Genomic DNA, 13,095 nt, shown 5'->3' on the forward strand with positions numbered 1-13,095 from the left:
GTGACGGTCCCGCTGCGGCCCGATCCGCACACCGGCACCCAGCCCGCCCACGTCGGGGAGACGTGGAGCCGCAGGCCCGTCGCGGACGGTCCGTCGCTCGAGCACCGGTTCCCGGGCGAGGCCACCCGGCTGGCCGCGGTGCGCCGGGAGCTCGGCGCCTGGGCCGCGGTGACCGGGCTCGACGAGGAGACGGTCGAGGACGTGCTCCTCGCCACCTACGAGGCCATGGTCAACGCCGCGGAACACGCCTACACCGGCGGCGAGCGGCCGGTCGACCTCAGCGCCGTGTGCACCGAGGAGGGCTGCGTCCTGGTCGTCGTCCGGGACGGGGGCCGCTGGCGGCCGATCCCGGCGGATCCGGGGCACCGCGGACGCGGGTTGGCGATGATCACGAACTTGAGCGACCACGCGGAGATCGACCGGGGATCCGGCGGGACCACCGTCTCACTGTGGTGGCGCCTACCTACCTGACGCCGCCGCCCCGCAGGATCAGCAGGGCGATGTCGTCCTCCCGGACGCCGGCGAAGCGGCCGAGCAGCTGGTCGCCGAGTTCCTCGGGAGCCGGGTCGACGGACACCGCCGCGCGCAGGTCCTCGAGCGCCGTGTCCAGGTCGACCCCCCGCTTCTCCACCAGCCCGTCGGTGTAGAGCACCAGCGTCCAGCGCGCGGGGAGCGCGAGCTCGGAGTCGGCCGCGTGGCTGCGGCGCAGGCCGAGCATCGGACCGTGCTCGGTGACCGGGACGGTGCCCTCGGGCGAGGCGAGCAACGGCGCGAGGTGTCCGGCATTGGCGACGGTGACGACGTTGCGCGCGGTGTCGAGCACCATCACGCACACCGTCGCGAACTCGCGCGGGTGGTAGCGGCGCAGCATGTCCTCGAGCCGCTGGAGGATCGCGGACGGCCCGTGCCCTTCCACCGCGTAGGCACGCAGCGCGTGCCGCAGCTCGACCATCACGGTCGCGGCGTGGATGGAGTGGCCCGAGACGTCGCCGATCGCGAGCAGCAGCCGCCCGCCGCCCAGCTCGACGACCTCGTAGAAGTCCCCGCCGATCTCGGTGTTCTGCGCCGCCGGCACGTACCGCACCGCGACCTCGACGCCGGCCGGTGCGACCGGGGCGTTGGGCAGGAACGCCCGCTGCAGGGTCAGCGCGAGGGTGTGCTCCTCGACGTAGAGCTGCAGGGAGTCGACGGCGAGCGCCGCCGCGTTCCCCAGCTGGGCAAGCAGGTCGCGCAGCTCGGTGCCGAGCTCCGCGGTCCGCAGCACGATCGCGACCCGGCCGGAGCGGAACCCGGACCGCAGGGCCGACGCAGGTTCGTCGGCCCCGTCGGCCTCGTCGCCCGTGATCTCCGCCCAGGACACGGTGACGGGCATGTCGGGTGTCGCGCCGGCGAGCCGGTCGAGCTGCCGCGGCGGTACGGAGTCGCAGCGCGCGCCCTCGTCGACGGGCTCGGCCGGACCGGCCGGCCCGACCGCATCCACGACGGCCCGGCGCACGGTCCGGTCCGACGCCGCGACCAGGGCGGCGGCCGGGACCCCGGCCAGGGCGGCCGCGCCCGACGCGACGGTGGTGGCCAGCTCGTCGAAGTCGACGGTGGCGTTCATCGCCATCGTCGTCCGGCTCAACCCGGCCAACCGCGCCGCGAGCCGCTCCGCCGCCGCCCGGGCGCGGTGGTAGCGCAGGACCGACCACACGGTGGCGCGCAGCTCGTCGGGCTCCACCGGCTCGACGAGGTAGGCGTCGGCGCCGCGGGTGAGCCCCTGGGCCCGGTCCTGGCCGCGGATCGCGGTGGCGGACATGTGGATCACCGGGCGGGCCAGCACGGGATCGGACTTGATCCGCTCGCACACCTCGAACCCGCTCATGTCCGGCAGCCCGACGTCGAGCAGCACCACGTCGACCGGGTCCGTCGCGACCCGGTCCAGCGCCTCGGCGCCGGTGCCGGCCTCCAGCACGGTGTACCCGGAGCGGCGCAGCCAGCTCGACGCGACGTACCGGTTGCCGGCGTTGTCGTCGACGACCAGGACGGTGGTGCCGGTGATCTCGTCCCCGGCGGTTCCCGCGCCCGTCCCCGCGGTGCTCACGACGCCCGCCCCACGAGGGCGCGCGCCGCGCCGACCGCCGCGACCAGCACCGGTCCGGACAGCTGCGCCTTGTCGACGACGGCGGCGGTCCGGGCGAGCTCGCGCCGCCGACCCTCGGTGAGCTGCGCGGCCGTGACCACGACGACCGGGACCGCGCTCAGCGCGGGGTCGGCGCGCATCCCGGCGAGGACCTCGGTGCCGGTCGGGGCGGGGATGTCCAGGTCCAGCAGTACGAGATCCGGGGCCGCGGCCCGCAGCTCGCGCAGCGCCGCCGGCCCCGAGTCGGCCTCGGTGACCCGGCCCTCCAGGCCCTCGACGACACGGCGCAGCAGGGACCGCACCGCCGGGTCGTCGTCGACGACCAGGACCCGGCCGAGCGGGACGATGCCCTCGCCCGCCCCGGTGCCCGGCCGTGCCGGCAGGCGCAGCGTCAGCGTGGTCCCACGACCCGGCTCGCTCTCCAGCTCGAGCGAGCCGCCGAGGATCGCGGCGAGCCGCCTCGAGTACGGCAGCCCGAGCCCGGTGCCCCCGCTGGTGGCCTGCAGGTGCCCCCGCACCTGGTAGAACTCCTCGAACACCCGCTGCTGGTACTCGGCGGGGATGCCGATCCCGGTATCGCTCACCCGGACCTCCACCTCGTCCCCGTCCGGGCCGAGACCCGCCCGGACCCGCACCTCGCCCCGCTCGGTGAACTTCAGGCCGTTGCTCACCAGGTTGCGCAGGATCCTGCCGAGCAGCGTCGGATCGGTCCAGACGACGTCGACCCCCGGCGGCTCCACGACGAGTTCGACCTCGGCCCCGGCGACCGGCCGCAGCGTGCCCCGCAGCTCGTCGAACACCCCGGCGAGATCGGTGGGGACGATCGCCGCCTCGATCTGTCCCGACTCGGCCTTCGCCACGTCGAGCAGCTCGTTGACCAGCGACAACAGCATGGCACCCGCGTCGCGGATGAGCTCGACCTGGTGGCGCTGCTCGGGGTCGAGCGCCCCGCCTGCGGGGTCGAGCAGCAGCCGGGAGATGCCCAGCACCGAGTTCAGCGGGGTGCGCAGCTCGTGGCTCACGTTCGCCCAGAACCGGGTTTTCGCCTCGCTGGCCTCGCGCAACCGGGTGGAGGCGTCGTCGAGCTCGGCGTAGAGGGCGACGACGCCGCGGTTGGTCTCCTCCAGTTCCTCGGACAGCTCCGCGTGCAGGGCCAGCACCCCGCGGTTGGTCTCCTCGAGCTCGGCGTTGACCCGCAGCAGGTCCTCCTGCCGGGCCTGCAGGCTCTCCAGCGCCTCCAGCAGGTCCTGGTTCTGCAGGCGTAGCGTGGCGAGCGCATCGGCCGGCCGCGACTCGTGGACCGCGTTCCGGATCCGTTCGGCCTGGTCGGGGTCCGTCGCACAGCCGGGTGGCAGCCGCTTGGTGAGCCGCACCGAGCCGCCGTCGTCCGCGCGGCTCACCTCGCAGCCGTCCGTCAGCCTGGCCGCGGCCCGCACGCCCTCCAGGTCCTGGGGATCCCCGCCGTCGCCGGTCCACTCGGCGGTCAGCACCAGCGCCGGGGCCGGGTCGTCGCCGAGCGAGATCGTGATCGTGACCTCCCCGGGCAGGACGGCGAGCTCACGGCTCAGCTCGCTGAGCGCGGTCGCGACCCGGATCTGGTCCTGGTGCTCGAGCCCGGCCAGTGCCGCGACCTCACGGCCCCGCTGCCGGGCCACGAACACGTCCTGCTCGCCGCGCACCCGCAGCCGGAACACCTCGCGCCGCTCGCCGGTCACGGTGCGCCCGCGCGCGGCCGGGCGACGACGACCGAGGCGTCGTCCTGGCGCACGCCCTCGTCGACCAGCAGGGCGGCGGCGAGGACCACCGGGTTCCGCCGGGGGAGCGGGGCGAGGTCCTCGGCCCGCCAGCGCGGCCGGACGCCGTCGGAGTGCAGGACCACGACGCCGTCGGCGGCGAGGGGGTAGTCGTAGGCGCGCAGGGTGGCGGGCACCCGGTACCCGGCGATGCCCCCGACCGAGATCATGCTGCGCTTGGTCGAGCCGCTCACGACCGCGCCGGCGACGTTGCCGACCCCCGCGAACCGGACGAGCCCGGCGTCGGGTTCGAGCACGGCGACGGCGACCGCGCCGCCGCGGGTACCGGACATCGCCCCGTGGATCGTGGTGAGCGCGGCGACCGGGCCGGCCGGCGCCCGCTCGGGTTCGGTGAAGGCACGCACCGCCTCCCGGGCCGCGGCGGCCGCGAGTGGGCCGTGCCCGGCGCCGTCGCAGAGCAGCATCCAGAGCCGGTCGCCGTCCTCGCGCAGGGCGTAGGCGTCGCCGCAGAGCTGCTCGCCGGACAGGGCGCGGGTGATGCCCGCGGCGTAGGGCCCGGGCGGCGGCTCGCCGCGCTCGGGGCGGAACCGGGCGACGAGCACGGTGCCCCGGCCCGGCCGGGAGCCGATGTCCAGGGTGTCGGCCAGCCGGCCGATGGCCCCCAGCCCGACGCCGAGCGTGCCGGTCGTCGAGTGCCCGTCCCGGCTCGAGGTGGGCACGTCGCTCATCCCCGGCCCGGTGTCGACCGCGACGATCTCCAGGGCGCCGGCCCTGTCCGAGTGCACGGCGCGCAGCAGTACCGCGCCGCCGCCGCCGTGGCGCAGCACGTTCGTGCCGATCTCGGTGACGGCGAGGCCGACCTCGGCCGCCCGCGGCCCGGGGAAACCGAGCTGCTCGGCCAGTTTCTCCGCCGCGCGGCGGGCCCCGCCGGCGGCGCTCGGGTCGTCCATCGGCAACCAGGCGACGTCCTCGACCAGGGGCGGGTTCAGCGGGTCCATTTCACCACGGTCACCGTCGTACCGCGGCCGACGGCGGTGTCGATCGCGAACTCGTCGACCAGCTTTCGCGCGCCGCTGAGCCCCAGGCCGAGCCCGGAGCCGCTGGTCCAGCCCGGCGTCAGGGCCTGGTCGACGTCCGCGATGCCCGGGCCCTCGTCGGCGAACACCGCCCGGACGCCCGCCCGCCCGTCCCGGTGCACCGTCTCCACCGTGGCCGTGCCGGAACCGCCGTGGACCAGCGTGTTGCGGGCCAGCTCGCTGGCCGCGGTGACCAGCTTGGTCTGGTCCACCAGGGACAGCCGGACCTCCTGCGCCCGCGCCCGGACGAGCTGCCGGACCCGGACGACGTCGTCGCCGCTGCGGATCGGCAGTTCCTCGACACCGGCCGAGGTGGTCACGCCCCGGCGGCCGGGCCGCCGCCCTCCGCGACGGGGGTGAGGTCGTCCGCCTCGTCGACGGTCCGCACCCGGTCCCGCTGGGACAGCTCGCGCAGGATCTTCATCCCGCGCTCGACGTCGAGCGCGGTGCGCACGCCCTCGAGCGAGAGCCCCAGCTCGACGAGGGTGATCGCGACGGCCGGGCGCATCCCGACCACGACGGTCCCGGCGTCGAGCAGCCGGGACAGGGCCGCGATCGAGGCGAACATCCGGCCGATGAAGGAGTCGACGATGTCGACCGCCGAGATGTCGATGAGCACGCCCCGCGCGCCCGTGGCCACGATCCGCTCGGCGAGGTCCTCCTGCAGCGCGAGGACGGTGTTGTCCTGGAGGTCGACCTGGATGGACACGAGCAGCGCGTCGCCCAGGGACAGGACCGGCACCCGCTCCACGGTCAGCGGCCCTCGGACCGTCGGCGCACGACCTCGACGCCCGTGCCGCGCATGGCGTGCAGCAGCGCGTCGGCCAGGCTCGACTTGGTGGTGATGTCGCCGAACTCGATGCCCAGGGTCACGATCGTCTGCGCGATCTGCGGCCGGATGCCCGAGATCGTGCACTCCGCGCCCATCAGCCGGGCCGCGACCACGGTCTTGAGCAGGTGCTGGGCGACCTCGGTGTCGACCGCGGGCACGCCGGTGATGTCGATGATCGCGTGCTCGGAGCCGGTGTCGACCAGCGTCTGCAGCAGCTTCTCCATCACGATCTGGGTGCGCGCGGAGTCCAGCGTGCCGATCAGCGGGACGGCGACCACGCCCTCCCACAGCTTCACCACCGGGGTGGTCAGCTCCAGCAGCTGCTCGGCCTGTTCGCTGATCACCTGCTCGCGCGCGCGGGCGAAGCTCTCGAAGGTGAGCAGGCCCAGGGCGTCGACCCAGCGGGAGGCCTCGACGACGGTATCGAGGTCGCCCCCGCCGTCGCCGTCGTCGTTCGCCGCGGCGAAGAGGGCCTCCTTGAGCGCGAACACCGCCGAGGCCGTCTCGCTCGGGCTGAAGCCGCGGCGCGCCCACTCGCGGGAGAGCTCGGCGAGGAAGCCGCGGACGCCGGCGTAGGAGTCGGCCCGGACGTCGAGCCCGCCGTCGACGGCCGCCACCAGCACGGCCAGCAGGTCCGAGCAGGTCCGCTCGAGCTCGCCGGTCGTCAACCGGCCGCGCAGCGGCCCCTCCGCCGCCTCGACCCAGCGCCGCAGCACCTTGTCCGCGCTGTGCAGCAGGGTCCGCACGCGCCCGCCGTCCGCCTGCGTCATCGCCACCTCCCGTGACCGTGTTCCGCAGCACCTAACCACACGGCAGGGGCGTGTCGACGCGCCGGTGAGCCCGGCCGCCGGCGCCGCTCTGCGGCGGGCTTCGGAAGACCGAGGGCGGGTAGCCGGGGGACCCGTCGAGGAGAGAGAGGAGCACGTGGTGGCCGAGTGCGAGGTCTGCGGCAACGACTACGACATGGCGTTCGAGGTGCACGCCCAGGGCGCGGTGCACGTGTTCGACAGCTTCGAGTGCGCCATCCACCGGATGGCGCCGGTGTGCGAGCACTGCGGCTGCAAGGTCGTCGGACACGGTGTGCAGGCCGGCGGCAGGTTCTTCTGCTGCGCCCACTGCGCCTCCCACGCCGAGGGCGGGGAGGCGGTCACCGACCGGGTGTAGTGGTCGCGCCGGCCGTCGGCCCGGCGAGGACGCGACAGGGCGTGACAGAGCGTGACCCGTCAGATCGGGCGTCGGCCGAGGAAACAGTGCACGACGTCGCGCTGCCAGCCGGTCACCGGCTCCACGCGGACGTCGGCGAACCCGGCCGCGCGCATCCGGGCGACGAGCCGCCCCGCGCCGTCGAAGTCCAGGACGCTGCGCCACAGGTAGCGGTACAGGTCGGCCGAGCCGGTGGCCCGGCGGCCCATCGGGATGATGACGCCCCAGGAGACGGCGGTCCAGATGGCCTGCGCGCGGAGGCTGTCCCGCACCGAGTACTCGTGCACGGCGATCGGCGCGCCGGGGGCGAGCAGGTCGTGCATCGTCCGCAGGCCGGCGTCGCGATCGGGCAGGTTCCGCACCAGGTAGGCGGCGAGGATGCCGTCGAACGGGCCGGTGACGTCCGTGGCGGGCAGGTCCTCCAGCCGGGAGTGCACGAAGCGGACCCGGTCCGGCCAGTCCTTGCGCCGCGCCTCGGCGATCATCTCCGCCGAGCCGTCGACGGCCACGATCTCGGCGTCCGGGGCGGCCGCCAGCAGCGCGGCCGTCGAGGCGCCCGTCCCGCAGCCCAGGTCGAGCAGCCGCGGCCCGGTGCCGCACCGCTGCGGAGCGGACCATCGGATGAGCCGGCGGGCCGAGAGCCGCAGATGCTCGTGGTAGCCGGGGTTGCGGCCGACCAGCCGGTCGTAGGAGGCGGCGTGGTCGTCGAAGGCACCGGGAACGGTGGCCGGGCCGATCGGGTCACGGGGCACGGGCAGATCCTGGCCCGCGCGGGGTCGATCGTGCACGGTGGACCCCATGGGGGTGAGGTCCGCGAGGGTCTGGGTGGTCGCCGGGGCGCCCGGCGCGGGCAAGTCGACGGTCGCCACCGCGCTGCTCGGCGCCCTCGACCCCGTGCCGGCGCTGCTGGACAAGGACACGCTCTTCGGGAACTTCGTGGCCGCGACCCTCGCCGCCGCGGGCCGTCCGCCCGGTGAGCGCGAAGGCCCCTGGTACGACGCGCACGTCAAGCTCCACGAGTACGCCGGGCTCACCGCGGCCGCCCGGGAGATCCGCGGGCACGGCTGTCCGGTGCTGCTGTCCGGCCCGTTCACCGGGCAGATCCGCGACCCGGACCGGTGGCGTCGGTGGGTCGGCGAGCTCGGCGGCGAACAGGTGCGGCTGGTCTGGGTGCGCTCGGACCGCGAGACCCTGCGGCACCGGCTTGAGCGGCGGGGCGCGCCGCGCGACTCGGGCAAGCTCGGGGACTTCGACGCGTTCGTGGCCCGGATGCGCCCGGACGAGCCGCCGCCCGCGCCGCACCACGAGATCGACAACCGGCTCGGGGCGGCTCCCGTGGCGGAGCAGGTCGAGGCGCTGGTGCGGGGCTGATCAGGCGCGCGGGTCGTGCACCGCGAGCACGCGCCGGCCCACGGCGTCCTCCCGCCGGGGCAGGTCGACCACGCCGAACAGGACCCAGCTGATCGTCCAGCCCTCGGTGGTGACCGAGGGCGTGAGGTCCGGCGGCAGGGTGAGGGAGAAGGGCAGGTCGACGGGAGCGCGCGGGGCGAGTCGCACCGGCCCGGACACCGTGACGCCGGCCTTGCGCTCGGCGGTCAGCACCCGGTCCCCCTGCGTCTCGATCAGCATCAGGTCCACCCGCAGGGCCCGGGCGTCGAGCTCGGTGCGGGCCTCGACCCGCAGCCGGCCGGTCACCGTGGCGCCGGCCGGGACGGAGCGCTGCGGCAGCCCGTCGAGGGTGATCCGGGCGAGCCGGTCCGAGTCGCCCCGGGGTTCGGTGCGGGCGTCGACGGGGCCGCCCACCGCGAGCACGGTGATCGCCGCGCGCTCGTCCGTCCCGGGGGCGACCACCTGCACGAACCACTCCGACCGCAGGGCCTTGCCGGTGCTCGTCGGCGCGCCCCAGGCCTCGGAGCGCAGGATCTCGTGGCGGTAGTCCTCGGCGTCGTCGACGAGCGGGTCGTCGTCCGTCCCGGGGAACGGCTCGGTGCGGTCGGGAACGCGCAGGTCCACCACGACCTCGACCTCCTCGCCGGCGCGCAGCGGGCGGCCCTCGAAGACGTACCGGCCGTCGACCGCCCAGGAATCGGTCGAGGTCCCGCCGTCGCTGACGGTGTCGACGTGCAGCAGCGACACGGCGATCTCGGGGTCGGGCAGGGCGGTGCCCGGGGTCAGGCGCACCCGCGCCCGGACCGTGTCGCCGGGCCGGTACACCGCCCGGTCCGTGCGGATCTCCACGGCCGCCGCGCGCCTGCGCCGTCCGAACACCACGCCGACCACCCCCTCGTCCCGCTGGGGATCACGTTCCGGGTGTCCGGGACGTTACGGGCGGTCCCGGAACGAGCAGCGGCCGGACCCCTTCCGGGATCCGGCCGCGGTGCCCGCCGGTCGCGCCGTGAACGGTCAGGCGCGACGGTTCTCCGAGCTGAGCATCCAGGCCTGCTTCTCCAGGTCGACGACGACCGCGTGCAGCAGGTCGGCGGTCGAGGGGTCCTCGGCGTCGACGGCGTCGTGCACCTCGCGGACGGTGGTGGCGGTGCGGTACAGCAGCTCGGTCATCGCGTTGACGACCGCGGTGGTGTCCTGCTCACCGGTCAGCTGGCGCGGCAGCGAGGTGGTCTCGGCGACCGTGCGCGGGCTGCCGTCCGGCACCGCGTAGAGGGCGCGCATCCGCTCGGCGATCGTGTCGCTGTGCTCGCGGGCGACCTCCACGATCTCGTCGAGCTGCAGGTGCAGGTCGCGGAAGTTGGTACCGACGACGTTCCAGTGGAACTGCTTGCCCTCCAGGTGCAGGGCGACGAGATCGACGAGCACCTTCTGCAGGCTCGCCTCGAGCTCGGGCGAGGCGGTGAAGGGGCGGAGGCCGGTGGGGGCGCTGGTGGTCGTGTCCGTGGCGGTCATGCTTCCTGTGTACCCTACCTTTGACAGCGTCAAGTTGTGATTCTGGTCAAGTAAGTGACCGCATCCAAGGTGTTGGGGTAGCCTCACCTGCATGGACGACCTCACCGCCCTGCTCCGGGGGAAGGGCCTGCGCAGCACGCCGCACCGGCGCGCGGTGCTGCACGCCCTCGCCGACCGGCCGCACTGCACCGCGGTCGAGGTGGCCGAGGTCGTCGCGCGGGCCGGAGCGGCCGCCGGACCGTCGGCGGTGTCCGAGCTGTCCCGGCAGGGCCTCTACAACGTGCTCGAGGACCTGCGCCGGGTCGGTCTCGTGCGCAGCATCGAGCCGGCCGGCTCGGCCACCCGCTTCGAGCTGCAGCACGGCGACAACCACCACCACCTGGTCTGCCGGGTCTGCGGCCGGGTCCGGGACGTGCCCTGCGCCGTGGGCACCGCGCCCTGCCTGTCCCCGGCACACCAGCAGGGCTTCGAGATCGACGAGGCCGAGCTCGTGTTCTGGGGTCGCTGCGCGGAGTGCGCCGCGAGCTGAGCCCTCCGCCCAGGGCCCACTCGCACCGTCACGCGGGGATGCCGACCGGGCTGATCATCGGGATCGCCGCGGGCTCGACCGCTCCGTCGACGAGAGGCTCTCGGCCCCGCGCCGACGATCGCCCACGCCGCGCTCGGCCGAGGGTCGGGCACGCCGCCGGTTCCGGCTCGCCCGGCGTGGCGCCACCTCAGGTGACCTCCCACGACGGCCGGGCCCCGTACCCGTTCCGCGGTGCGGGGCCGGGCGCTTCGCCATGGTCGTCTCGTCTCGTCGCGGTGCGGGATCGCGGGCGTGCCGGGCTCGCCGGTGGGGCAGGCATGATGACGCCGTGACGAGCCCCGGACCGCCCCCCGCCGGACCTCCGGCCGGGCCGGGCGCCGTTGCCGTCCTGCTCGCCACGCTCGGCCGCCGGGTCCGCGAGGAGATCGACACGGCGTTGCGCGCCGAGCAGCTCACGATGCGGCACCTCTCGGCGCTCGGGCAGCTGGCCCGACGTCCCGGGCTCTCCTACAGCGAGCTCGGCCGCCGCGCCGGCGTCACGGCCCAGAGCATGCAGGCCACGCTGCGGCAGCTCGAGGAGCGCGGCGCGGTCGAGCGGCGCACGGAGCCGGGGCGGGGCCGGGTGGCCGAACTGCACGTCACACCGGACGGCCGTCGGCTCCTGACCCGGGCGGAGAAGGCCGTCGCCGAGGTCGAACGGGTGATGCTCGCCTCCGTCCCCCGGCCCGAGCGTTCCCTCCTGGCCCGCGCCCTCATGGGGATGCTCCGGAGGCTGGGGGAGGACACCCGCTGACGGGTGACGCTCCGGCTGCTGGTCTCAGGCAGGCTGAAAGTTGCGCGGTCGTGTTCCGTCGGAGGAGTGCGGCAGGCCGCGGCGTCGGTTTCAGTCGAACTCAAAGTGAGAGGGCCGCGATCGCGTCGTCCGTGGCTGCGCACCGGGACCGACGTTTCAGTCTTCCTGTAGGTCGAACCCGGCTTTCCCGAGCCGGAGGAAGGAGCCGGATGTGACGGCCGTCCCGCTCTCGGTCCACGTCCTCGCTGCCACCGTGTTCGTCGGAGCGGTGACCGCAGCCACATCGATGTTCCCGCGGCTCGCCCGCGCGCTCTCGCGGGCGAGGGGCCGGCCGCTGCGGTGGCGCTCCTCCACCGCGTCAGCCGGGTCTACGCGGTACTCGCGACCGCGGTGCCGGTCTTCGGACCGGGGACCGCGGTGGCGATGGGCGTCCTCGGCGACGGGTGGCTGATCGCCTCCCTCGTCCTCACGGCGGCCGCCGGGGCGCTCCTGGGCGCCAGGATCCTCCCGGACCGGGCCGAGGTGGTGGCCGCTCTCGGGGGAGGGAACGACCGCGCCGTGGCACTCGCCCGCGACCTGTCGATGACGTCCGGGATGTTCGCGCTGCTCTGGCGGTCGTCGTCGTCCTGATCATCGTGCGTGCCGGCTCGACGACGGGGGTCCGACGTGTCACGGGTCTCCGGGTGGCGGCGGTCGTCGAGGCCGCGTCGCTGGTGGTGCTGTTCCTCGACCTGGCGACGGTCCATCTCTGCCCGCTCACCCGGCTCGCCGGTCCGGTGCACGGGTGCGCGTACCCGGCCGCGATCGTGCTCGCGCTGTCCCTGCCGGACCCGCCCCTTCTCCTGCTCCGCCGTGACCGGGCGCTCGCCCTCGTGCCCGGCATCGGAGGACGGCTCGGGCTGCGCCGCGCGGAGCCGAATTCCCCGTGAACGGAAGGAGCGTCTCCCACCGGCCACCGCGGAATTGCTCGCCCCCGCGTTCGCGGCGTGTCCGGTGAGAGACGCTCATCCGGTCCAACGCGACAGACCGGCACAAGTTGCGCGCACGAACGGGTGGTCCGTCCGTCGCTGCCTGCGACGACGTGTCCACGGATAGCGTCCACCCGAATTCGATCGAGCGGTCCCGGGTGGTGGCCCGGCGACTGTCGGGGTGGTGATCGCGGTTCGATCACGGGCGGCGCTCGATATCCGCGGCCGGCGGTCGGAGTAGGTGATTCAGACGCACATGATCGAGGCGTGTCTCTCCCCCGCCGGGCAGCGGCGCGCGGATGCGTTCCCGCACCGGCCGCGTCGCGCGCCCTCGTGCGCACACGCGAGACCACCCGCGCCGCACTGGCGGGCCGAGGCGGGGAGCGCGAGGGGCCTTCCGGGGGACGAGTCCGTCCCTGACCGCGTTCGAGGAGCACCCGAACTCGCGCGACGGGCGCAACTCGGGCCGAGGGACGGGGAGTTGCGCACCGTGAGCGCGGGTCCTGGACCGCCAGCGCAGGTCAGGACCGGCATCGGCGCACCCCTCACCGCTCCGCACGACTGTCGACGACAAACTGTGACCGGCGTCATGAAGGACGAAATCTGCCGTTAACCGGGCCGTCCAGGCGGAGAGCACGCCGCTGACCTGCGGCGATGGCCCTGTTCCGGGGTGGGGGACCCCGGTTTGACCCTCGCCGTCGGCGGGGCGTAACTTTCTCGTCGTCAGCGAGACGCCGGACAGAACGAGCCCCTGGGGTTCGGTCAACAGGCCCGCTGGCCGCCCCCGAGCTGGACCCCCTGGATTCTTGTGGATCTGTGTGGGTGTACGGTGGGGAATGCCCCGGAAGTTCTCCGTCAGGTGAGCCATGGTGTGCGGGTGTCTTTTGAGAACTCAACAGTGTGTCGAGCTAGTATTG

The 13,095-nt window shown here is 74.6% G+C and carries 16 protein-coding genes; 7 read left to right on the forward strand and 9 right to left on the reverse strand.

Annotation, left to right across the window (positions count from 1 at the left end; translation table 11 throughout):
• On the forward strand, nt 1-471 hold the full coding sequence (locus ACL02T_RS23670; RefSeq protein WP_412832940.1) for an ATP-binding protein: 471 nt from the start codon (nt 1-3) through the stop codon (nt 469-471).
• Here ACL02T_RS23670 and ACL02T_RS23675 read toward each other — a convergent pair.
• The 6 genes from ACL02T_RS23675 to ACL02T_RS23700 are packed head-to-tail and all read right to left on the reverse strand — an operon-like array spanning nt 464 to nt 6,554.
• Complete coding sequence (locus ACL02T_RS23675) at nt 464-2,083, reverse strand: SpoIIE family protein phosphatase (protein WP_412832941.1); 1,620 nt, start codon at nt 2,081-2,083, stop codon at nt 464-466. The genes ACL02T_RS23670 and ACL02T_RS23675 overlap by 8 nt on opposite strands.
• Complete coding sequence (locus ACL02T_RS23680; protein WP_412832942.1) at nt 2,080-3,837, reverse strand: ATP-binding protein; 1,758 nt, start codon at nt 3,835-3,837, stop codon at nt 2,080-2,082. Before ACL02T_RS23680 ends, ACL02T_RS23675 begins: the two co-directional genes overlap by 4 nt.
• A complete protein-coding gene (locus ACL02T_RS23685) occupies nt 3,834-4,874 on the reverse strand; it encodes an ATP-binding protein (protein WP_412832943.1) in 1,041 nt (346 codons plus the stop codon). The genes ACL02T_RS23680 and ACL02T_RS23685 overlap by 4 nt, the downstream gene beginning before the upstream one ends.
• Nucleotides 4,862-5,272: an ATP-binding protein gene (locus ACL02T_RS23690; protein WP_412832944.1), complete on the reverse strand. Its 411-nt coding sequence runs from the start codon at nt 5,270-5,272 to the stop codon at nt 4,862-4,864. The genes ACL02T_RS23685 and ACL02T_RS23690 overlap by 13 nt, the downstream gene beginning before the upstream one ends.
• Nucleotides 5,269-5,694 carry an STAS domain-containing protein gene (locus ACL02T_RS23695; protein WP_412832945.1) on the reverse strand — a complete coding sequence of 142 codons (426 nt, stop codon included), beginning with the start codon at nt 5,692-5,694 and terminating at the stop codon, nt 5,269-5,271. Before ACL02T_RS23695 ends, ACL02T_RS23690 begins: the two co-directional genes overlap by 4 nt.
• A gap of 11 nt (nt 5,695-5,705) precedes the next feature.
• On the reverse strand, nt 5,706-6,554 hold the full coding sequence (locus ACL02T_RS23700) for an STAS domain-containing protein (protein ID WP_412832946.1): 849 nt from the start codon (nt 6,552-6,554) through the stop codon (nt 5,706-5,708).
• A 157-nt stretch (nt 6,555-6,711) separates the two neighbouring features.
• Here ACL02T_RS23700 and ACL02T_RS23705 point away from each other — a divergent pair, with 157 nt between their 5' ends.
• On the forward strand, nt 6,712-6,948 hold the full coding sequence (locus ACL02T_RS23705; RefSeq protein ID WP_412832947.1) for a metallothionein: 237 nt from the start codon (nt 6,712-6,714) through the stop codon (nt 6,946-6,948).
• Nucleotides 6,949-7,007: 59 nt separating this feature from the next.
• On the opposite strand, the gene ACL02T_RS23710 is transcribed toward ACL02T_RS23705, so the two are convergent.
• Nucleotides 7,008-7,745 (reverse strand): class I SAM-dependent methyltransferase, encoded by a 738-nt coding sequence (locus ACL02T_RS23710; RefSeq protein WP_412832962.1) that lies wholly within the window; start codon nt 7,743-7,745, stop codon nt 7,008-7,010.
• A gap of 40 nt (nt 7,746-7,785) precedes the next feature.
• Between ACL02T_RS23710 and ACL02T_RS23715 the strand changes: the two genes are divergently transcribed.
• Nucleotides 7,786-8,358 (forward strand): P-loop nucleotide/nucleoside kinase family protein, encoded by a 573-nt coding sequence (locus ACL02T_RS23715; RefSeq protein WP_412832948.1) that lies wholly within the window; start codon nt 7,786-7,788, stop codon nt 8,356-8,358.
• Here ACL02T_RS23715 and ACL02T_RS23720 read toward each other — a convergent pair whose 3' ends face one another.
• Together ACL02T_RS23720 and ACL02T_RS23725 are read right to left on the reverse strand one after the other, a co-directional pair.
• Nucleotides 8,359-9,258 carry a hypothetical protein gene (locus tag ACL02T_RS23720; RefSeq protein ID WP_412832949.1) on the reverse strand — a complete coding sequence of 300 codons (900 nt, stop codon included), beginning with the start codon at nt 9,256-9,258 and terminating at the stop codon, nt 8,359-8,361.
• A 132-nt stretch (nt 9,259-9,390) separates the two neighbouring features.
• Nucleotides 9,391-9,888 carry a Dps family protein gene (locus tag ACL02T_RS23725; RefSeq protein ID WP_412832950.1) on the reverse strand — a complete coding sequence of 166 codons (498 nt, stop codon included), beginning with the start codon at nt 9,886-9,888 and terminating at the stop codon, nt 9,391-9,393.
• Nucleotides 9,889-9,979: 91 nt separating this feature from the next.
• Between ACL02T_RS23725 and ACL02T_RS23730 the strand changes: the two genes are divergently transcribed.
• The 4 genes from ACL02T_RS23730 to ACL02T_RS23745 all read left to right on the forward strand — a co-directional run bounded on the left by ACL02T_RS23730 (nt 9,980) and on the right by ACL02T_RS23745 (nt 12,139).
• Entirely contained in the window at nt 9,980-10,417 is a 438-nt protein-coding gene (locus ACL02T_RS23730) for a Fur family transcriptional regulator (RefSeq protein WP_412832951.1), read from the forward strand.
• Nucleotides 10,418-10,745: 328 nt separating this feature from the next.
• On the forward strand, nt 10,746-11,210 hold the full coding sequence (locus ACL02T_RS23735; RefSeq protein WP_412832952.1) for a MarR family winged helix-turn-helix transcriptional regulator: 465 nt from the start codon (nt 10,746-10,748) through the stop codon (nt 11,208-11,210).
• Nucleotides 11,211-11,549: 339 nt separating this feature from the next.
• Nucleotides 11,550-11,840 (forward strand): hypothetical protein, encoded by a 291-nt coding sequence (locus ACL02T_RS23740; RefSeq protein ID WP_412832953.1) that lies wholly within the window; start codon nt 11,550-11,552, stop codon nt 11,838-11,840.
• Nucleotides 11,841-11,893: 53 nt separating this feature from the next.
• Entirely contained in the window at nt 11,894-12,139 is a 246-nt protein-coding gene (locus ACL02T_RS23745) for a hypothetical protein (protein WP_412832954.1), read from the forward strand.
• Nucleotides 12,140-13,095: the final 956 nt, after the last annotated feature.

The organism is Pseudonocardia oceanicola (assembly GCF_047200735.1).
Lineage (GTDB): Bacteria > Actinomycetota > Actinomycetes > Mycobacteriales > Pseudonocardiaceae > Pseudonocardia.